Genomic DNA, 19,713 nt, shown 5'->3' with positions numbered 1-19,713 from the left:
TGCGCCGGGTGGGGCGTCGGCGGGTGACCTCGCCCGCCCGCGTCCCGGTATCGGCCCACCACGTCCCGGTATCGGCTCACCGCGTCTCCGTATCGGCCCAGCACGCAGCGAAACGCCCCCGCGATCAGCGCGGGGGCGTCCTCGATCAGCGCGTGGCCGGACGGCTCAGTAGCTGTGCTCCGGGCCGGGGAACACCCCGCGCCGCACTTCGTCGGCGTAAGTGGCTGCGGCGGTACGCAATTGCCCGCCCACATCCGCGAACTGCTTGACGAACTTGGCGGTCTTGCCGCCGGTGTAGCCCACCATGTCCTGCCAGACCAGCACCTGCGCATCGCATTCCGCGCCCGCGCCGATGCCGACGGTCGGAATGGTCAGCTTGCGGGTGACCTGCCCGGCCAGTTCGGCGGGCACCATCTCCATCACGACGGAGAAGGCCCCGGCCTCCTGCACCGCGATGGCGTCGGCGATGAGCTGCTCGGCGCCGTCGCCGCGGCCCTGCACCCGGAATCCGCCCAGCGTGTTGACGCTCTGCGGGGTGAATCCGATGTGCGCCATCACCGGAATGCCGGCGGCGGTCAGCGTGTGGATGGTGTCGGCCACCCGCTCGCCGCCCTCCAGCTTCACCGCGTGCGCCCCGGTCTCCTTCATGAACCGCACGGCCGTGGCCAGCGCCTGTTCGGGGGAGGACTCGTAGCTGCCGAACGGCAGATCGGCCACGACCAGCGCGTGCGGAGCGCCCTTCACGACGCCGCGCACCAGCGGGATCAGTTCGTCGACGGTGATCGCCACGGTGGTGTCGTAGCCGTACACCACATTGGCGGCCGAGTCGCCGACCAGCAGGACCGGAATCCCGGCCTCTTCGAAGAGCCGAGCGGTGGAGTAGTCGTAGGCGGTGAGCATCGACCAGCGCTCCCCAGCCTGCTTCATCTGCTGCAGGTGCTGCACTCGCGTCTTCCGCTTTGCGGGAGTTGTCGGCGCCGAACCGTACACAGGGGTTTCCGCCTCGGATACGGACATCATCGTCCCTTTCGTCGTTGCCTCGAGGCCCTGTCGGGTCCCCGGGTTGTTCTGACGTCCTCAGTCTGCCATTGCGGCCGCTCACCCCAGCGATGCAATTGCTCACATCTCAGCCGACCGGTCCCTTCGCCAGCTGGACGCGCTCGGACCGGTTCTGCCCGCTCGCGTCGGTCCATTTCAACGTGACGGTGTCGCCCGGGTGGTGCAGGTCCATGGTCGCGGTGAGGTCGGTGGCCGTGGTGATGGTGTGGTCGTCGAGGCCGGTGATGACGTCGCGGGCAGCCAGCCCGAGCTGATCGGCGGGCCCGCCCTGCACCACGCCCCGGATCTGCGCGCCGCCCCCGGCGGAGGTCACCGAGACGCCGATGAAGGCGGTGTCGCCGATGTGGATGCGGTCCGAACTCTGGCCCGCCTGGATCTGCTTGGCGACCCCGGCGGCCTTGTTGATCGGGATGGCGAAGCCCTGACCGCCGCCGATGCTGAACCGGAATCCCTTGGACGCGGCGGTGTCCATGCCGATCACCTTGCCGGTCGCGTCGACCAGCGGGCCCCCGGAGTCGCCGGGTTCGATATTCGCGGCGACCTGGATGAGGCCGGTCAGCTGCTCGGAGCTGCCGGTGGTGTCGTCGCTGGCGGTGATGGACCGGTTCAGTGCGGTCACCGTGCCCTGGGCGGGAGTGGGCTCGCCGCGGCCGCCGGCGTTGCCGACACCCACCACGGGGTCGCCGACCGCCACCTTGTCGGAGTCGCCGAGCGGCGCGGTCTGCAATCCGGACGCCCCGGTCAGTTTGATGACGGCCATGTCCTCGCTGCGGTCGAATCCGACCACGGTGGCCTCGTAGGTCTGCCCGTTCCCGAGATCGGTCGCCGAGATCTTGGTCGCGCCCTCCACCACATGATTGTTGGTGAGCACGATGCCGTCCGAGCCGAGCACGATGCCGGTCCCCGCGCCCTCGCCGTTCTGCAGCCCCAGTTCGGTGTCGATATCCACGATGCCCGGCACCACATTTCGCGCGGCCGCGTCGAGATCGGCTGGGGCGGTGGTGAAGTCGATGGGCTGGCTCTTCGTCACCCCGCCCGGCGATTCCGCGATCGGCGCACCCGGCAGGGTCGAGGGCCCGCACGCGACCAGTCCCAGCGTGGCGGTCAGCGCGACCACCGCCGCCGCGGCGACCCGCAGCGCGCGGGGGCGGGACGAGCGGGTGGTGGGCCGATTCGGCGAATGCGGTTGCACGGACATGGCATCCCCTCGTACGTAGAGCCCCCCGGTTCTCTCCCATTAAGCATGCGGTTTCTGAGAGCCGCCTGGGGACTTTCCGTGCGAACGCCCACGGACCGGGGAGGACCCGCACCGAACCTCCACCATGGCCGAAACCGTGACATGGCACGATCGTGGGATGGCGTTGATGCGAACCGGCCGGGTCGTGCTCATGGCGACGGCGTTGGCGATGACCGCGGCTGCGTGCACCAGCGTGGTGGACGGCAATCCCACCGCGTCGGCACCGGTGGGGATGGAAACCTTCTACAACCAGACCCTGAACTGGGGCAGCTGCCGCGAGTACAGCGAAGACCAGATGCCGCGCGACGCCGAGTGCACCCGGGTGACCGTGCCGGTCGACTACGCCAATCCCGGCGGGGCCACCGCCAAGATCGCCATCTCGCGGGTCAAGGCGAACGGCGCCAAGATCGGTTCGCTGCTGTTCAACCCCGGCGGACCGGGCGTGACCGGCCTGAGCATGGTCACTCTCGGCGACAGCACCGCGCTGGCCGACCGCTTCGACCGGATCGGCTTCGATCCGCGCGGTATCGGCGCGTCGCAGCCCGCGATCACATGCCGGACCGACGCCGAGAACGACGCCCAGCGCGCCGAGCCGAACCGGGACAACTCGCCCGCCGGCATCGCCGCGCTCGAGGCGGAGAACAAGGACTTCGCCGGCAAGTGCGTGGAGCGCACCGGCAAGGAGTTCCTCGGCCATGTCGGCACCCGCGAGGTCGTGCAGGACATGGACGTGATCCGGGCCGCGCTCGGCGACCCCAAGCTCAGCTACGTGGGCTACTCCTACGGCACCCGCCTGGGCTACGCCTACGCCGAGAAGTTCCCCGACAAGGTGCGCGCCCTGGTCCTCGACGGCGCGCTGGATCCGGAACAGGATCCGGTCAAGGAGTCGGTGGCGCAGGCGGCCAGCTTCCAGAAGGCGTTCGACGCCTACGCGGCGGACTGCGCGGCCAAGGAGAAGACCAACTGCCCGCTCGGCGACGACCCGGGTCAGGCCACCAAGAAGTTCCGCGCCCTCGTCGACCCGCTGTGGGACAAGCCGGTGCCCACCCAGGACGGTCGCGGCCTGCACTACGGCGACGCCATCACCGGCGTCCAGCAGACCCTGTACTCCAACCGCCTGTGGCCCGCCCTCACCAAGGGCCTGCGCGAACTGGCCCAGGGCAGCGGCGACACGCTGCTCGCGCTGGCCGACATGTACGACGGCCGCCACGATGACGGCAGCTACGACAACAGCGCCGACGCCTTCAACTCCATCCGCTGCGTGGACGACCCGGCCATCACCGACCGCGCCGTCGCCGCCAAGCAGGACGCCGACTACCGCCGCGTCGCGCCCTTCCTCGACGACGGCCACGGCAGCGATGCCGCCCCGCTGGAACTGTGCGCCATCTGGCCGGTCCCCAATACCAGCACCCCGCACAAGATTTCGATCCCGAACCTGCCCAAGGTCGTGGTGATCTCCACGACCGAGGACCCGGCCACCCCGTATCAGGCGGGCGTGAACCTGGCCCAGCAGCTCGGCGCCTCGCTCATCACCTTCAACGGGACACGCCACACGGTGTCGCTGTCCGGTGTGAAATGCGTCGACGACCCGGTCATCGACTATCTCGTGGACCTGAAGCAGCCCGCCCAGGGCCTCACCTGCTGATCGCTGACGCCCGGGCCGCGCGCCGATATCTCCGCGCGGTTCGGGGTCGTCGCTGCTGACAGTTCCGAGAGTTGAATCTGTCGGCGTATGTAACACGGATTTAACTCCGGGACCCTACGCTCGCGGTCATGGACCGTCAGAAGGAATTCGTGCTCCGGACGCTCGAAGAGCGGGACATCCGTTTCGTGCGTCTCTGGTTCACCGATGTCCTGGGATATCTCAAGTCCGTGGCGATCGCGCCCGCCGAGCTCGAGGGTGCGTTCGAGGAGGGTATCGGCTTCGACGGTTCGGCCATCGAGGGGTTTGCCCGGGTCTCCGAGGCCGACATGGTGGCCAAGCCGGATCCGTCCACCTTCCAGGTGCTGCCGTGGTCCACCTCGAAGGGCCACCAGCACTCGGCGCGCATGTTCTGCGATATCGCCATGCCCGACGGATCGCCGTCGTGGGCCGACCCCCGGCACGTGCTGCGCCGCCAGCTGAACAAGGCCGCCGATCTGGGCTTCAGCTGCTACGTGCACCCCGAGATCGAGTTCTTCCTGCTCAAGCCGGGCCCGCACGACGGCACCGCGCCGATCCCCGCCGACAACGGCGGTTTCTTCGACCAGGCCGTGCACGACGAGGCCCCCAACTTCCGCCGCCACGCCATCGACTCGCTGGAGTCCATGGGCATCTCGGTGGAGTTCAGCCACCACGAGGGAGCGCCCGGCCAGCAGGAGATCGACCTGCGGTACGCCGACGCGCTGTCCATGGCCGACAACGTCATGACCTTCCGCTACCTGATCAAGGAAGTGGCCATCGACGAGGGCGTGCGCGCGAGCTTCATGCCCAAGCCGTTCGCCGACCACCCGGGTTCGGCCATGCACACCCACATGTCGCTGTTCGAGGGCGAGCAGAACGCCTTCGCCGACCCCGACGACCCGGACAACCTGTCCGAGACCGCGCGCGCCTTCATCGCGGGCATCCTCGAGCACGCGCACGAGATCTCCGCGATCACCAACCAGTGGGTGAACTCCTACAAGCGCCTCATCCACGGCGGCGAGGCCCCCACGGCCGCCTCCTGGGGTCGCTCGAATCGTTCTGCGCTGGTGCGCGTCCCGATGTACACCCCGAACAAGTCGGCGTCGCGTCGCGTCGAGATCCGCAGCCCTGACAGCGCCTGCAACCCGTACCTGGCCTTCGCGGTGTTGCTGGCCGCGGGCCTGCGCGGTATCGAGAAGGGCTACACGCTGCCGCCGGAGGCCGAGGACGACGTGTGGTCGCTGACCTCGGCCGAGCGTCGCGCCATGGGCTTCCGCGAGCTGCCCGCGTCCCTGGACGAGGCGCTCAAGGCGATGGAGAAGTCCGAACTGGTCGCCGAGACCCTGGGCGAGCACGTCTTCGACTTCTTCCTGCGCAACAAGCGCCGCGAATGGGCGGGCTACCGCGCGCAGGTGACGCCCTACGAGCTGAAGGAATACCTGGGGCTCTGACCCCGGCGAATCACCCGAATCGGGCCGCAATCCTCGCGATTGCGGCCCGATTCGTGTCTCCCGCCGCCACTCTCATGCCCTGATCGGCACGTCACCGCGGCCACTCGCTGGCGTCGCGGACTGGAGGCGGATTGGACACAGTGTCTGGTTTGGGCGGGATGGGTGGCATGTCTGGTGGGCGCGACCTGTAATTTGAAGGACATGGTTCGGCCTCCGACTGCTCGTTCCGCTGTGCCCGGTGTCGGGCGGCTCGGTCTGCTCGAGCCGTCGGCCGCCGCCTCTCTGCGAGAGTTGGCATGGGACAACGTGGACAGCGTTCCCCTGCTGTGGGCGCTGTCGCGTTCCCCCGACGCCGATCTGGCGCTGCTGACGCTGATCCGGCTGCGGGAGCAGCTCGGGAGCGATTGGGCCGCCGTGGATTCCGAACTGCGCCGCGACTCCGCGCTGCGCGGGCGGCTGTTCGCGCTGATCGGCTCCTCCAGCGCCTTCGCCGATCACCTGGTGGCCGATCCGGGCGCGTGGCGGCTGCTGCGGCGGCCCACGCTGCCCAGCCGCGCGGAAGTGCTGGCGGATCTGCTGGACGCCGTGCACGCCGTCCCGGAGAACGGGGCCGCGGCCGGGCCCATGATGTACCGGGCGGGGATCTCCGGGCCCGAGGCGATCGCCTTGCTGCGCAAGCGGTATCGCGATCAGCTCATGCTGCTGGCCGCCATCGACCTGGCCGCCACCGTCGAGAACGAACCCGTGCTGCCGTACCAGCAGGTGGGGCAGCACCTCACCGATCTGGCCGACGCCGCGCTCACCGCGGCGCTGTCGGTCGCGGTCGCGCGGGTGTGCCAGGACCGTGAGGTGCCGGTGCACCTGGCCGTCATCGCCATGGGCAAATGCGGTGCGCGGGAACTGAACTACGTCTCCGACGTGGACGTCATCTTCGTCGCCGAACCGGCAGACACCACCGCCACCCGGCTCGCCGCCGAGATGATGAGCGTCGGCAGCGCCGCGTTCTTCGAGATCGACGCCGCGCTGCGGCCCGAGGGCAAGGCGGGCGCGCTGGTCCGCACCCTGGACTCACACATCGCGTACTACAAGCGCTGGGCGCGCACCTGGGAATTCCAGGCGCTGCTCAAGATGCGGCCCGCCACCGGTGATCTCGACCTCGGTCGCGAGTATCAGAAGGCCCTCATGCCCATGGTGTGGGCCGCCAACGAGCGACCCGACTTCGTGGCCGACGTGCAGGCCATGCGCCGCCGCGTCGAGGACCTGGTGCCCGCTGACCTGCGCGAACGCGAGCTCAAACTCGGGCACGGCAGTCTGCGCGATGTCGAATTCGCCGTCCAGCTGCTGCAATTGGTGCACGGCAAGGCCGACGAGTCGCTGCACGTGCAGAGCACCGTGGAGGCGCTGGGCGCGCTGGCCGCGGGCGGCTATGTGGGCCGCGACGACGCCGCCAACCTCACCGCCTCCTACGAATTCCTGCGGCTGCTCGAACACCGCCTGCAGCTGCAGAAGCTCAAGCGCACCCATACCCTGCCCGCCCCCGAGGACGAGGAGGGCATGCGCTGGCTGGCGCGGGCCGCGCACATGCGCCCGGACGGCCGCCAGGACGCGGTCGGGGTTCTCACCAGTGAGATCAAACGCAACGCGGTGCGGGTGCGGCGGCTGCACGCCAAGCTCTTCTACCGGCCGCTGCTGGACTCGGTGGCGCGCATGGACGCCGCCCAGCTGCGCCTGAGCCCCGAGGCGGCCGTGCGGCAGCTGGCCGCGCTGGGCTACGTCGCCCCGGAGAACGCGCTCGGCCACCTCAAGGCGCTGACCGGTGAGGTCGGGCGCAAGGGCCGCATCCAGGCGCTGCTGCTGCCCACCCTGCTCGAATGGCTCGGCGAGACACCGAATCCCGACGCGGGCCTGCTCGCCTACCGGCGGGTGTCGGAGGGCCTCGACAACGAGATCTGGTTCCTGCGCGAACTGCGCGACGAAGGGGCCATCGCGCAACGGCTGATGATCGTGCTGGGCTCCTCGGCGTACCTGCCGGACCTGCTGATCAACGCGCCCGAGACCATCCGCATGTACGCCGACGGGCCGCGCGGGCCGCTGCTGCTGGCCACCAAGCCCTCCGATGTGGCGCGCGGAATCCTGTCCGGGGCACGGCGTTACGACGATCCCAAGCGCGCGGTCGCCACGGCGCGCTCGCTGCGCCGGCACGAACTGGCCCGCGTCGCCTCCGCTGACGTGCTCGGCATGCTCGATGTCCAGCAGGTGTGCGAGGCGCTGTCCTCGGTGTGGATCGCCACCCTGGAAGCCGCGCTGCAGGCCGTAATCCGGGCCAGTGAAGCCGAACTGGGCAGACCCGCTCCCGCGGACTTCGCTGTCATCGGCATGGGGCGGCTCGGCGGCATGGAACTGGGGTACGGCTCCGACGCCGACGTGCTGTTCGTCTGCGATCCGCGGCCCGGCGAGGACGAGACCGTCGCCGTGAAATGGGCTGTCGGCGTGGCCGAACAGGTGCAGCGCCTGCTCGGCGCGCCCAGCACCGACCCGCCGCTGCAGGTCGACGCCGGTCTGCGCCCCGAAGGCCGCAACGGCGCGCTGGTCCGCACCCTGGCCGCGTACGCCGCCTACTACCAGCAGTGGGCGCAGCCGTGGGAAGTCCAGGCGCTGCTGCGCGCGCATCAGGTCGCGGGCGACCCCGAACTCGGAGTCCGCTTCCTGCGCACCATCGATCCGGTCCGCTACCCCGAGGGCGGCATGTCACCCGAGGGCGTCCGCGAGATCCGCCGCATCAAGGCCCGCGTCGACTCCGAACGCCTCCCGCGCGGAGCCAACCCCGCCACCCACACCAAACTGGGCCGCGGCGGACTGGCCGACATCGAATGGACCGTCCAGCTCCTCCAGCTGCTCCACGCCCACGAGGTCCCCGAACTCCACAACACCTCCACCCTCCAATCCCTCGACGCCATCGAACGCGCCGAACTCATCGACACCGCCGACGCCGACCTCCTCCGCGACGCCTGGCTCACCGCCACCAAGGCCCGCAACGCCCTGGTCCTGGTCCGCGGCAAACCGGCCGACCAACTCCCCGGCCCCGGCACCCTCCTGTCGGCGGTAGCCCGCGTCGCGGGTTGGCCCAATGACGACGGCAGCGAATTCCTCGACCACTACATGCGCGTCACTCGACGCGCGAAAACGGTGGTGGAACGCGTCTTCGGCGGCGAATAGCGACATGAGGAATCAGTAGAAGTAGGGCAGCGGTAGGTTTCGCTGCCCCATCATTTCCTGGTACGAGAGATCCATCGCGATCACGGTGTCCAACGCCTCCCTGAGCGCGAACAAGGCGTCCTCGAGACTTCCGCAGGTCAGCTCTGATTCGGCCTCCTCCAAGACCTCCCGCAGGATATGAAGGCTATCGCCCTGGATGCTCAGACCGGGAAACTTGCGGCCTTCCCACCTGACCAGCGAATAGTTTCCTTGTACACCCAGCAACTGCGCCGGTTCATCCATGATCACCTCCTCTCTCTTACCCGGGATCGAAGGACCCGCGAGTAGTCCGCAACTTCGTTGACCCACGACCAGCCATTCACCCTGGTCCAGTTCCCGGCGCTGATCAGCAACGTCGTGGACGCACCGGCGGTCTACCTCGAAAGCGGTTCCGCAGGCTGGATGGTTCAAATCGACCCGGTCGAAGGCCTCCGAAACCTGCGTGGAGGTTTGCTTCGCTGGCGAAGCGGTCGGTGTTCGCGACTCGAAGAATCCTGGTGGCCCGGAACTGTTCTTCGACGGCGCCGAGTGGGACGCATTCCTCGGCAGTCGCATCTGGGACCGGTGACGCGGGGACGCGGCTCAGCCGAGTGGAATCCATTCCACGCCAACCTGTTCGACGTGGGCTGCCTCGTCCACGGTCAGTGGTGTGCGGCCACTGGCCTTGGCGAGGTAGGTCATGGGGTCCCAGCCCAGCGGAGCGAGGTCGTCGGGGTTGCCGGAGACCAGGAGCAGGGTGGTGACGATGGTGGCGGCTTCCGGGGTGGTCCACGGGGCGCGGTCGAGGGCGGTGGCGAGGTCCAGGCCGTGGAGGGCGAGTTCGGCTACGCGGGTGATGAGGAAGTCGGTGAGGCCCATGCCGATGCTCCAGCGGGTCATCAGTCGGCGGTCGTCGGGTTCGCGGCGGGCGGAGTCGTGGACCAGCGGCCAGGCGGCGTCGAGTGCGGCGGCGACGGCTCGGCCGGAGGGGTAGGCGGTGGCGCTCCGCTGGGCGAGGGCCACGCGTTCGATATTGGCCTGCGCGTCGAAGATTCGCGGGTTGTAGTAGTTGACGGCGTTGAGGGGAGCCGTGGCCGGTTCGGGGACGGTCAGGCCGTCGGTCACGCGCTCGATCCCGGCGACCACGTGGGCGAGCAACTCGGTGACCGTCCACGGTGCGCAGGGTGTCGGCTTGGCGAAATCGGTTTCGGAGAGCCCTGATGCCACGTGGACCAGTGCCTTCGCCTCCTGGCGGAACCCGGTAAGGATGTCATCTCTCCCCATGAGGACACCCTAGGGCGGCGACGGGAGGATCGGCGTACCCGTCGGATGATGATCACATCGTTCTTCGAATGCCGGATTCGGTTGGGATGCCGCGAATTCCAGTCCCTAGCCTGTGGGCGGACCATGTACACAGCAGGTCGGTTGTTCGGGCGCCCGGAGCGAACATGCCCGGCGGTATGGCGGTGCTGGGAGATTCGGGACCGGAGCGGGTGCTGGTTCGCATATCGGAGGCATTGCACCACTGTTGTTTCCGGATGCTTCGGACTCGCCCACTGCGGTGCGGAACGCACGCTCATGCCGAAAGGCGTGCACTCCGGGAAGACCCGCGTTCGCGGACGCGCCCCCGAGAGTCGAGAGCCATTGGCAACACAGTGGCAATCAATTTCCTGGCCTGCTGGAAAGGCGTGTTACGTTCGCTGAACTCGGAGACTTCTGTTCGTTTCGACCGGCTGTGGGTAGTTGGCCCTCGCCGGGCGGGCTGCAGCGGTTTCTGGCTTTCCAACTGCAATTTCGCGTCCCTTCGGCCGCGAGGGACAGGAGTGATGCACCGGTGAGTTCGCCTCGATATCTGCGCACGGGCCCCGTTGCCGCCGCAGTGGCTCTGGCCGCGGCACTGGCGGTTTCGTCCTGCAGCAGCAACTCTTTGGATTCGGGTGACAGCGGCTCGTCGGGCACTTCTTCTCCGGCGGCCGCCGCAGGGCAGGGCCCGGCGCGTAATCCCTATCTGGCCGCGGACAAGTACGCGGTCACCCACCTGGACTCGGGCCAGACCGATACCTTCGACGACCCGGTACCGCGGGGCACCTTCCACATCGATCCGGCGCAGATGCCGCGCGTCACGGTGGGACCGGTCAGCATCATCACCCTGGCCGGCACCGACCCGAAGTATCGGTGGATCTCCTCGTCCGCGGGCGTGCGGTACGTCGACGTCTCCGGCGGCGGATTCAAGGAAGTCGCGGGAATGGACGCCCCCGGCATCGCGCCGATCCCCGCGCCGGCCTTGGACGCGGTGCTGAATCAGAACTTCACCGACGTCGCCCAGATCCAGGACGCGGTGAATCAGGACTGGGGCGCGGCGAACTGGACCCGTATCGCCAACGGCGTCTACAGCCTGGTGGACAAGGACAATCGCGTCTACTACACCACCAACGATTCTCAGTTGTACGTGTTCGGGCTCGTGAACAACGACAAGCCCGAGGACGGCGTCCAGGTGATCAAGCACCTCGACCTGAAGCCGTTCCTGGGCACCGGCACCACCGCCACGGGCCTGCCGGAAAACGTGGTCGGGGTGAATCTGACCTACGACGGCCACCTGGTCGTGGCCGCCACCCGTGGGCTGCTGGCCTTCGACCGCACCAACCTCGACGCCGCCCCGCAGCGGGTGCGTTTCGGTGACGACGAGACCGTGTCGAACTCGATGTCCATCGACGAGCACAACGGCATCTACATCGCCTCCAACAAGATCATGCGCAAGATCGTGTGGACCGGGTCGAAACTCTCGACCGACGAAGCCGACGGCGCGTGGTCCTCGCCCTATGACACCGGTCGCCGGCCCCCGGCGGTGAAGTTCGGCACCGGCACCGGCTCGACCCCCACCCTGATGGGATTCGACGGCAAATCCGATGAGCTGGTCGTGATCACCGACGGCGCGGACCAGATGCATCTGGTCGCGTTCTGGCGCAACAAGATCCCTGAAGGGTTCCAGCAGAAGCCGGGCACCAAGTCCAACCGCATCGCCGACCAGGTCCAGGTGACCGCGGGCCTGCCCGACCCGCTACCGGAGTTCGTGCAATCCGAACAGTCGGTCGTGGTCAACGGGTACGGCGCGTTCGTGGTCCAGAACATCGGTAGCGGCGGCGAACCCGACCGGCTTATCGACGTCCTCGCCAACGGCCCGGTCGATCCCCCGCCGCACGGCATGCAACGCTTCGAGTGGGACCCCGCCGGGCACCGCTGGAACTCGGTGTGGGCACGTGGCGATGTCGCCTCGACCTCCATGGTCCCAGCCATCTCCAGCACCACTGGGATTGTGTTCGTCAACGGCTACAGCAAAGCCGACGGCTGGGAAGTCACCGGCCTGGACTGGAAGACCGGAGAAACCGTGCACCGCACCATCTTCGGCCAATCCAACCTCGGCAACGGCGCCTACGCCATCATCGAAGCACTCCCCAACGGCGACCTGCTGTTCAACAGCATCGGCGGACCGTTCCGCGCCAAGATCGCCAAGTAAAACCCCGCAACACTCACCCGACGGTCTGCTCCGATCCCACCGGGGCAGGCCGTCGCGCGTCAGCCCGGGGCGGAGCGGTATTCGGCCCCACTGCCGCTATGGTTGCTGGAAATGAACCGGGCTGCCACCGCCGCTGAACTCAGCCCACCGCCGGGCCGAAGGAGGCCACACCGTGCTGCATCTGCGCATCGTTTCTCCGAGTGAGCGGAGCGGCGACGTGCTGCGCATCCTGGTCGCGGAGCCCGGTGCCACCCATGTGACGCTCGCGCGCGGTGAGGCCGTGGATCCGCCCGGCGATGTGATCGAAGCCGATCTGGCGCGTGGCTCCGTCAATGCCGCGGTCGCCGCGCTGAGCGCGCTGGATCTTGCTCGGACGGGCAGTATCTCGTTCGCGCCGACGGGAATCATGCTGTCCGGCGCAGGGCAACGGGCCGCCGCCGCCGCGCCGCGGCCGCCGGACCAAGCAGTGGTGTGGGAGCAGTTGCTCGCGCAGGCGCGCGAAGGGGCCCGCTTCACGCCCACCTTCCTCGCGTTTCTGACGATCGCGATTCTGCTGTCGGCGGTCGGGGTGACGACAGCGTCGCCACTCACCTTGGTCGGCGCGATGGTGGTCGGGCCCGAATTCCGGCCGCTGGCAGCGCTTTCGGTGGGGTTGGTGCGCCGCGATGCGCGGCTGGTACGGGCTTCGGCACGCACCCTGGCCATTTCGTTTCCGGCCGCGATGGCGATCACCGTGCTGGCCACGCTGTTGTGGGTCCGCCTCGGCTGGATCGGGGTCGGCAACGTCGAGAGCGCCCATGCCTTCGACTTCATCTACCAGGTCGGTCCGTTCTCCTTGGTGGTCGCCCTGCTGGCTGGGGTAGCGGGGATGCTGGCCGTGGTCACCTCCACCTCCGCCGTGCTGGTGGGGGTGTTCATCTCGGTGACGACTGTGCCGGCCGCCGGATTGGCGGCGGTCGCGGCCTTCGCGGGAAAATGGCATGCCGCACTGAGCTCGCTCGCTCAACTCGGCGTCAACCTGATCGGGATCGTCGTCGCCGGGGTAGCGGTGCTGCAGTTACTGCAGGCCGCCGAACGCCGCGGCGGCGTACTTCCCCGCAAGCGCTGACCCGCTTCGTAACTCAGCCCCTCAAGTGTTGCTATAAGTTCGCTCAGTGGTGTCATCATTGCCCCATGAGTGCACGCCACGTTGATCTTCCCCGCCCGCTGCGACGGCTATCGGTTTATGTTCGGGTACCGATGGTGCTGTTGGGGGTGTCTGCCATGGTGCTGGGATGTTCGACCGGCACGAATCACCAGGGTGACAACGCCTCGCCCCAGAGTTCGGACACTCGGGCAGCGGATGCCAAGGCCGAGGAGAACTGGGCCTACTCGGTCGGCATTCAGAACTACGTGTTCGGACTCCCGCTGACGATCTCGGAGCGGGAGCGCGCGCTGCGGCTGGATCCGGTGGCGTTGGAGAAGGCCAAGGCGTACGCGCCGGCCGCTCCGCTGAACCAGATCGGCCACATGAAAACCCTTGCTACGGCGGACGACAAGATGCCGTACACGCCGAACAACGACACCGTCTACAGCGGTGTGGGGATGGAACTTCGCGATGAGCCGATGATCCTGACGGCCCCGGACATCATGGACAGATACTGGTCGGTCGAGGTCGCCGACGCCTACACCAACAATGTCTTCTATATCGGAACCCGTGCGACCGGCGGCAAGGGCGGCGACCACGCCTTCGTAGGACCGAACTGGCACGGCGAACTACCGCCCGGCGTGATCGAGCATCGGCTACCCAACAACAGCGCGATGGTCGCGATTCGCATCGGCGTGCTGCCCGAAAACGTCTCCGATCTCGCCGAAGTCAATGCGCTGCAAGAGAAGTTCACTACGACCGCGTTGTCCAACTGGAGCGATCCGGCCAAACACGGCCAGGTGACCGTCCCAGACCTGGGCAAGCGCCCGCACTACGACGGCGATCTGGCGATCTTCCAGGCGATCGCCGATCTGGCGGCCGAAAACCCACCGGCACCGGGCAACGAAGCAGCCATCGAACTACTTCGCCGCGGTGGGATCACCCTCGGCAAGCCCATGGACGTCAACGCTCTCAGCGAACCGATGCGAAAGGGATTGGCACGCGCGGCCGTCGACGGTCCCCAAGTCATGTCCTGGAAGGTGAAGTACCGCGGCACCCCGTACCCCACCCGCTGGAACAACCTCGAACCAGGAACCTACGGAGTCAACTATTTCGACCGTGCCGCCGGAGCATTGGAAGGATTGTTCGTTCACGACCGCGACGAGGCCGAGTACTTCAGCACCTACGAAGACGGCGACGCAAACCTGCTCGACGGATCACAGCGATACGTGCTGCACTTCAACGCCGACCAGCTCCCACCCACGCTGCCGAACGGATTCTGGTCGATCACCATGTACGGCGCTGATTTTCAGCTGGTGAAGAACCCGATCAACCGCTACTCCATCGGTGACCGCACGCCGGGCCTGACCAAGAATCCCGATGGATCACTCGACATCTACATCCAGAACCAGCAACCGGCAGACCACGCGAGCAACTGGCTGCCCTCGGCACCCAGCGGACTGTTCCGGTTGAACTACCGAATCTACCTCCCCACTGCCGACGCCAAGGATCCCGCAACCCTCGGCAAGTACCTTCCTCCCGTCAAGAAGGCCAGCTGAGAGCGTCACTCGGAGCCTGGTGCGGTGCAGAGCGCACGCTCATGGCGCATACCGCGTTGACCCAACCGGCCAGCGCCGGGCGCCGGCGGCCGGATCCCGGTGCGGTGCAGAACGTCCGCTACTGCCGAGGACCTGTGCTGGAACTAGATCAAGGCTGGGTGCAGGCATGTTCGCGATTGAACGCGCCGACGCTTCCGGTGCCGGTGGGGAGGTTGCGGGTGGCGTCCGCGTATGCCTCCCCCGGGGTCGCCCCCTTACCGAAGCCCACGATCGGGAACCCTGCGACGATCGCGAGCGGACTCGTCACGATTGCACCGCAGCCGTTCGCGAACGTCACCATCATCCGGCAGTCGATGATGCCTTGACCCTTGCATGCTCGGTCGGCGGCTCGAATGGCGTCGGCTTCCGTCGGGTGGTTGACCGAAAACGCGTAGACGTTGCCCCACGCGCTGAGGGAAACGGCGCCCCAGTTGACCGGGTCGGCGGCGGCAGGCGGTGTCGCAAGAACGGCAGCGGCGCTCGCCGAGAGGGCGGCGGCCGCAAAGGATTTGTTGAACAAGTGGCGTGCTTCCTCTGCGCGCCGACCAGGGTGCGGCGATCGTATGGAAGATACCGCAGCGCATGGACTCGAGATCGCCCAAGTCTTGGGGGCACGGCAAAGACCGTCACGAACTGCGGTGTTCGTGACGGATCCGCTGAAACCGATCTTCGACCGCCCAGCGTGCACAGGGATCGGCCGCGAGATCGCCCGCTGGCGGGCGCGGTGCTGAAACCTACCTCGCCACACCGCCTTCGGCGGCCATGACCTCTGTGGCGGCGCGTTCCGCCGACCGCACCGCACCGTCGATCCAGCCGCACATGATCGCCGAACTCTCAGTCCCGGCCCAGTGGATCCGCCCGCAGGGGGTGCGTAGCGCGTGACCGAACTCGGTGAGCACACCCGGTGGCGCATGACTGATCATTCCGCCGCCGGAGTAGCGCTCGACCGTCCAGTTCTGCTCGTGGTAGCTCACCGGGGACGAGGCCTTCGCCCCGAACCGGTCGACCAGTTCGTTGATCACCACGGCCTTGCGCTCCGCCGGATCGAGTAGCCCGAGCTTGCGAGCCGCGGGACCTTCGGTAATCACGCACATGATGCCGGGAGTGCCGGTGTCCGTGCAGGCGTCGATGGTCAGAGTGGCCGGGCTGCCGGGCGCGGCCGACTGTCCGCACAGGCCGTCAGCGCGCCAGAACGCGGTGTCGTAGACGACCGAGATCTTGTAGACGGCACCACTGGGCATGCGCCGGTGCAGGAAGGTGCGGTCGACGGGAAGCAGTGGCTCGTACGCTATTTGCGTGGCGACGGCCAAAGGCACGGCGACGATCGCGCGCCGAGCGCGGACGGTGAGCCGCTCGGAGTGGACGCTGACGCCGTCCTCGTCCTGCGCGATGAGGTCCACCGGTCTCGAAAGATGCAGCGCGTCACCGAGTTCGGCGGCCATCGGCCCATAGATCGCACCCATACCGCCGTGCACCCTGGCGTCCTGGGCGCCGTCCTTGCTGGAGATGACGAACACCGGCCCGCCGCCCGAGCCCATCTGGTGCAGCGCCCACAACAACGACACCTCCGAGGCGGCCGAGGTGTAGATGCCGGCGAACGCCATGTCGAGCATCTCGCGCGCCTGATGGGAGTGGATATTTCGATTCAGCCACTCCCCCAGGGAGATTCGATCCCACTCGCCGGCCTTCTCGGCCTCCCACGGAGCGTCGAACGGGATCGACTTGCACATCTGCCCGACCTCGAACAGGCCGGCTCCGAGGTTGGCGATCGCCCACGGGCTCATCGCCCAGGGAATGGTGCCGGAGTAACGGTGCTTCTTGCCGTCGACGATCATCATCGCGTCGCCGTCGACATACTCCTTGTATTCGGTCACGCCGAATTCAGCCATCAGGGCCTTGATGCGGTCCTGCCCGGGGCCGACCCACGCGCCGCCGCGATCGATCCAGGTCCCGTCCGGCAGGAACTCGGTGAAGGTGCGACCTCCGACCCGGTCACGCGCCTCCAGCACAGCGACCGAGCGGCCGGCCTGCTTCAGCCGCAGTGCGGCGGTCAATCCCGCGAAACCCGCACCCACGACGCAAAAATCGACATCGGCTGCCATGAGTCGCCCCTTCGTCCGGAAGTTCCGCACTAGCGCCACGTGTCCCCGTCATCACGTGAGGTGACAGGGCCGGCTCGTCGACCGCAGGGTCTGGCATAGTCAAAGTACGCCGCGCGCCAGTCTCGGTATCGGGATTCGCAGGAAATCTACGCATGTGAGGCCGTGTCCCGCTGTCAGGGATTCCTGACAGATTTCAGCCACGTAGGCGGGGTGAGAGTCCCGGTAGTCATAAGCACGGCGCCGGTGGGCTGTGCGAGTCGGTGCCGGCCACCGGCCGAGGACGCCGACGCGGGAAGCACGACTGTGGGTGTGTCCAGCAGAACGTGCAGGCGGGCGATGAAGACGTCGATGCTGCCGTAGCGTGCCAGGACCTGCGCGAGCAGTTCGTGCACGGTCGATCCCATGAGATCAGTCATTTCACCCCATTAAGGTTCACCGACCGGTCGGGCCGGTTGTGACCAGCATTCTGCACGACAATCCCGATCACGCAGCTAATTTCGAGATATCGGTGACTTTCCGTGCCTGGACACTCTCGATTCGTGCCATCAGCGCGGTATTCGGGCCGCTCCCGCCCAGGATCTCGATACGGTGCGGTGCGGGTGATCCGATCGGGGAGCGTGGCGGGAATCCGGGTACGGTTATCGTGCCGCATTCTCACGTCGGATCATCCGACCGGGGTCAACCGTGGACGACTCCGGAATCGATGCCCCGCTTCACCGACTCCGAGCGGCGCATCGTGCTCGGTAGCCGGGTGGATAGGCCCGCAGACTCTTCCTATCCAACCGGCCCGAGCAGCAATGTGACCGTCACGGCGGAAATCGTCGCTCGAAGGGGAAGTGCTCGCGTGCAGACATTCATCAGCGGCCAGCCGCTGCGGTAGTGAGGCCCACGTCGTCATCGGTGCACCGCGCCCGGTCGCCGGGTGCGCCCGCGGTGCAGCCTCAGCCCGCCTGCCCGCCGACCGCACCATCGGATTCGGTGATCTGCCAAGGATTTTCAGCTCCGACGCGGTGCTTCATGTGGATCAGGTTGTGTGGCAGGGTGGGGCGGGCGTTGGGTCGTTGGTGTTCGGAAGGTGTCGTCAGTGGGTTTGGGTTTGGGGCGCAGTGGGCTTCGGCGCTTTCGGGTTGTGGCCTGCATGGTGGTGTTCGCGGGGTTGGTGGGGGTGCCGACGGCCGAAGGGGCGGATCCCTCTGAGGATTCGCTCGCGGAGGCAGCCGTAACGCCGGTGCTGCGATGGGCGGACTGTGCCGAGGGGTTCGAGTGTTCGACTGCCGCGGTGCCGCTGGACTATCACCGGCCGCAGGAGGATCGGATCGAGCTGGCGGTGATCAAATTGCCTGCCACCGATCCCGGTAGCCGGATCGGGACGCTGTTCGTCAACTTCGGTGGGCCGGGGCCGTCGGGGGTGGATCGGCTACGGGAGCGGGCGCGGTGGCCGTGGTTGTTCTCGGCCGAGCTGCGGGAGCGGTTCGATATCGTGTCGTGGGATCCGCGCGGGGTGGCGCGGAGTGCGGCGGCCCGGTGCTTTCCGAACACCACCGAGCAGCTCGCGTTTCTCGGATCCTTCCCGGACATGCCGGGTGACCAGGCCGGGGAGGCGGATTTCTATGGCCGGAACCGGGAGTTGGCCGACCGCTGCCGCGCGCTGGCCGGGCCGGTTCTCGACCACGCCTCGACCGCCAATACCGCGCGGGATCTGGAGCTGCTGCGGCGCGCGGTCGGTGACGCGCATCTGACCTATCACGGTATTTCCTACGGGACCCTGGTCGGCGCGACCTACGCCAACATGTTCCCCGGCCGGGTTCGGGCCATGGTGTTCGACGGGTCGATGGATTTCGACGGCAGTGTGAACGGCCATGGCGGACAAGGCGATACGGTTCCGGTGGATACCCGCCAGAATGTGGCCGCGGGTATCGCCACGACATTCGATGCGTTCCTGCGTGATTGCGCCGCGGCGGGTCCGAAGTGTGCGTTCTCGGCCGGTGATCCCGCACTGAAGTGGCCGGTGCTCGCGGAGCGGGCGCGGCTGGCGCCGATTCGGGCGGCGGGAGAGATCTTCACCTATTCGTCGATAGTCAATGCGGCGGCGAACCTTTCGCGCCCGGACACCTATCCGCAGCTCGCGACGCTGTTGCAGATGCTGTTCGACGCGGGCACCTCGTGGCCGGGCATTGTGCCCATCGCAGATCGAGAGTCCTATACCGGCAATCGTACCGAGGCCTTCTACGCGACCCAGTGCGTGGACAGCGCCGTCCCCACCGATCTCGGCATCTACAGCCGCACCGCGATCACCGAGGATGTGCGGGTTCCGTACTTCGGCCGGATCGGCGTCTTCGACATGATGGCGTGCGCGTTCTGGCAGGCTCGTGACGCCGACCGCTACACCGGCCCGTGGAATCGCCGCACCGCCGCACCGATCCTGGTGCTGAACAGCAGATTCGATCCGGCGACGCCTTTGCAGGGCGCGGTCACCGGAGCCGCTCAGCTGGCGCGGGCGCAGGTCGTGACGATCGAGGGCATGGGCCACAGCAGCATGTATGTGGCCAGCACCTGCGCCGAGCGCGTCAAACGCGACTACCTGTTCAGCACCGAACTGCCGCCGGCCGGAACCGGTTGCGCCGTCGACGCTGCACCGTTCAGCTGAGCGATCAGACGGGGTGGATGCCGCCGCCGTAGGACACCCCTGGGTGCCGGATGGTCGGAGATCAAGACATCGACGCGATCCT

14 protein-coding genes and 1 pseudogene are annotated in these 19,713 nt (G+C 67.6%); 8 read left to right on the top strand and 7 right to left on the bottom strand.

What is annotated here, in order from left to right; all coding sequences use genetic code 11:
• Nucleotides 1-165: 165 nt before the first annotated feature.
• Complete coding sequence (gene panB, locus ACQPYY_RS24690; protein ID WP_433591169.1) at nt 166-1,017, bottom strand: 3-methyl-2-oxobutanoate hydroxymethyltransferase; 852 nt, start codon at nt 1,015-1,017, stop codon at nt 166-168.
• Between the two features lie 109 nt (nt 1,018-1,126).
• Nucleotides 1,127-2,257, bottom strand: a complete 1,131-nt coding sequence (locus tag ACQPYY_RS24685; RefSeq protein WP_433591168.1) for a S1C family serine protease — start codon at nt 2,255-2,257, stop codon at nt 1,127-1,129.
• Between the two features lie 166 nt (nt 2,258-2,423).
• Between ACQPYY_RS24685 and ACQPYY_RS24680 the strand changes: the two genes are divergently transcribed.
• The 3 genes from ACQPYY_RS24680 (at nt 2,424) to ACQPYY_RS24670 (ending at nt 8,626) form a co-directional block, all read left to right on the top strand.
• Entirely contained in the window at nt 2,424-3,941 is a 1,518-nt protein-coding gene (locus ACQPYY_RS24680; RefSeq protein ID WP_433594723.1) for an alpha/beta hydrolase, read from the top strand.
• A gap of 128 nt (nt 3,942-4,069) precedes the next feature.
• Nucleotides 4,070-5,410, top strand: a complete 1,341-nt coding sequence (locus ACQPYY_RS24675) for a glutamine synthetase family protein (protein ID WP_213560277.1) — start codon at nt 4,070-4,072, stop codon at nt 5,408-5,410.
• A gap of 201 nt (nt 5,411-5,611) precedes the next feature.
• Nucleotides 5,612-8,626 (top strand): bifunctional [glutamine synthetase] adenylyltransferase/[glutamine synthetase]-adenylyl-L-tyrosine phosphorylase, encoded by a 3,015-nt coding sequence (locus ACQPYY_RS24670; protein ID WP_433591167.1) that lies wholly within the window; start codon nt 5,612-5,614, stop codon nt 8,624-8,626.
• A 12-nt stretch (nt 8,627-8,638) separates the two neighbouring features.
• Here the strand turns inward: ACQPYY_RS24670 and ACQPYY_RS24665 are convergent, their stop codons facing one another.
• On the bottom strand, nt 8,639-8,908 hold the full coding sequence (locus ACQPYY_RS24665; protein ID WP_433591166.1) for a DUF6959 family protein: 270 nt from the start codon (nt 8,906-8,908) through the stop codon (nt 8,639-8,641).
• Nucleotides 8,909-9,074: 166 nt separating this feature from the next.
• Between ACQPYY_RS24665 and ACQPYY_RS24660 the strand changes: the two are divergent.
• Nucleotides 9,075-9,233 (top strand): annotated as a pseudogene (locus ACQPYY_RS24660) (DUF397 domain-containing protein); the annotation flags it as partial.
• A gap of 14 nt (nt 9,234-9,247) precedes the next feature.
• Here the strand turns inward: ACQPYY_RS24660 and ACQPYY_RS24655 are convergent.
• Nucleotides 9,248-9,928 carry a maleylpyruvate isomerase N-terminal domain-containing protein gene (locus tag ACQPYY_RS24655; RefSeq protein ID WP_433591165.1) on the bottom strand — a complete coding sequence of 227 codons (681 nt, stop codon included), beginning with the start codon at nt 9,926-9,928 and terminating at the stop codon, nt 9,248-9,250.
• A 550-nt stretch (nt 9,929-10,478) separates the two neighbouring features.
• Between ACQPYY_RS24655 and ACQPYY_RS24650 the strand changes: the two genes are divergently transcribed.
• From ACQPYY_RS24650 to ACQPYY_RS24640, 3 genes are all read left to right on the top strand, one after another.
• Nucleotides 10,479-12,158, top strand: a complete 1,680-nt coding sequence (locus ACQPYY_RS24650; protein ID WP_433591164.1) for a hypothetical protein — start codon at nt 10,479-10,481, stop codon at nt 12,156-12,158.
• A gap of 172 nt (nt 12,159-12,330) precedes the next feature.
• The gene (locus ACQPYY_RS24645; RefSeq protein WP_433591163.1) at nt 12,331-13,266 is read left to right on the top strand and encodes a DUF389 domain-containing protein; all 936 of its coding nucleotides are present in this window, start codon (nt 12,331-12,333) and stop codon (nt 13,264-13,266) included.
• A 155-nt stretch (nt 13,267-13,421) separates the two neighbouring features.
• Nucleotides 13,422-14,843, top strand: a complete 1,422-nt coding sequence (locus ACQPYY_RS24640; protein WP_433591162.1) for a DUF1254 domain-containing protein — start codon at nt 13,422-13,424, stop codon at nt 14,841-14,843.
• Nucleotides 14,844-14,991: 148 nt separating this feature from the next.
• Here ACQPYY_RS24640 and ACQPYY_RS24635 read toward each other — a convergent pair whose 3' ends face one another.
• From ACQPYY_RS24635 to ACQPYY_RS24625, 3 genes are all read right to left on the bottom strand, one after another.
• Nucleotides 14,992-15,402: a DUF4189 domain-containing protein gene (locus tag ACQPYY_RS24635; RefSeq protein ID WP_433591161.1), complete on the bottom strand. Its 411-nt coding sequence runs from the start codon at nt 15,400-15,402 to the stop codon at nt 14,992-14,994.
• A gap of 214 nt (nt 15,403-15,616) precedes the next feature.
• Complete coding sequence (locus ACQPYY_RS24630) at nt 15,617-16,984, bottom strand: flavin monoamine oxidase family protein (protein WP_433591160.1); 1,368 nt, start codon at nt 16,982-16,984, stop codon at nt 15,617-15,619.
• A gap of 173 nt (nt 16,985-17,157) precedes the next feature.
• On the bottom strand, nt 17,158-17,400 hold the full coding sequence (locus ACQPYY_RS24625) for a hypothetical protein (protein WP_433591159.1): 243 nt from the start codon (nt 17,398-17,400) through the stop codon (nt 17,158-17,160).
• Nucleotides 17,401-18,263: 863 nt separating this feature from the next.
• Between ACQPYY_RS24625 and ACQPYY_RS24620 the strand changes: the two genes are divergently transcribed.
• On the top strand, nt 18,264-19,631 hold the full coding sequence (locus tag ACQPYY_RS24620; protein ID WP_433591158.1) for an alpha/beta fold hydrolase: 1,368 nt from the start codon (nt 18,264-18,266) through the stop codon (nt 19,629-19,631).
• The last annotated feature ends 82 nt before the right edge of the window (nt 19,632-19,713 follow it).

Source organism: Nocardia sp. CA-145437, from assembly GCF_050956485.1.
Classification (GTDB): Bacteria; Actinomycetota; Actinomycetes; order Mycobacteriales; family Mycobacteriaceae; genus Nocardia.
The sequence above is the reverse complement of the archived record's forward strand: the minus strand, read 5'-3'. Positions and strand labels throughout refer to the sequence as shown.

Excerpts from the sequence above, each read along its gene's own strand:
- panB (WP_433591169.1), bottom strand. The coding sequence starts at position 1,017 with ATGTCCGTATCCGAGGCGGAAACCCCTGTGTACGGTTCGGCGCCGACA.
- ACQPYY_RS24685 (WP_433591168.1), bottom strand. The coding sequence starts at position 2,257 with ATGTCCGTGCAACCGCATTCGCCGAATCGGCCCACCACCCGCTCGTCC.
- ACQPYY_RS24680 (WP_433594723.1), top strand. The coding sequence starts at position 2,424 with ATGCGAACCGGCCGGGTCGTGCTCATGGCGACGGCGTTGGCGATGACC.
- ACQPYY_RS24675 (WP_213560277.1), top strand. The coding sequence starts at position 4,070 with ATGGACCGTCAGAAGGAATTCGTGCTCCGGACGCTCGAAGAGCGGGAC.
- ACQPYY_RS24670 (WP_433591167.1), top strand. The coding sequence starts at position 5,612 with ATGGTTCGGCCTCCGACTGCTCGTTCCGCTGTGCCCGGTGTCGGGCGG.
- ACQPYY_RS24665 (WP_433591166.1), bottom strand. The coding sequence starts at position 8,908 with ATGGATGAACCGGCGCAGTTGCTGGGTGTACAAGGAAACTATTCGCTG.
- ACQPYY_RS24655 (WP_433591165.1), bottom strand. The coding sequence starts at position 9,928 with ATGGGGAGAGATGACATCCTTACCGGGTTCCGCCAGGAGGCGAAGGCA.
- ACQPYY_RS24640 (WP_433591162.1), top strand. The coding sequence starts at position 13,422 with ATGGTGCTGGGATGTTCGACCGGCACGAATCACCAGGGTGACAACGCC.
- ACQPYY_RS24630 (WP_433591160.1), bottom strand. The coding sequence starts at position 16,984 with ATGGCAGCCGATGTCGATTTTTGCGTCGTGGGTGCGGGTTTCGCGGGA.
- ACQPYY_RS24625 (WP_433591159.1), bottom strand. The coding sequence starts at position 17,400 with ATGACTGATCTCATGGGATCGACCGTGCACGAACTGCTCGCGCAGGTC.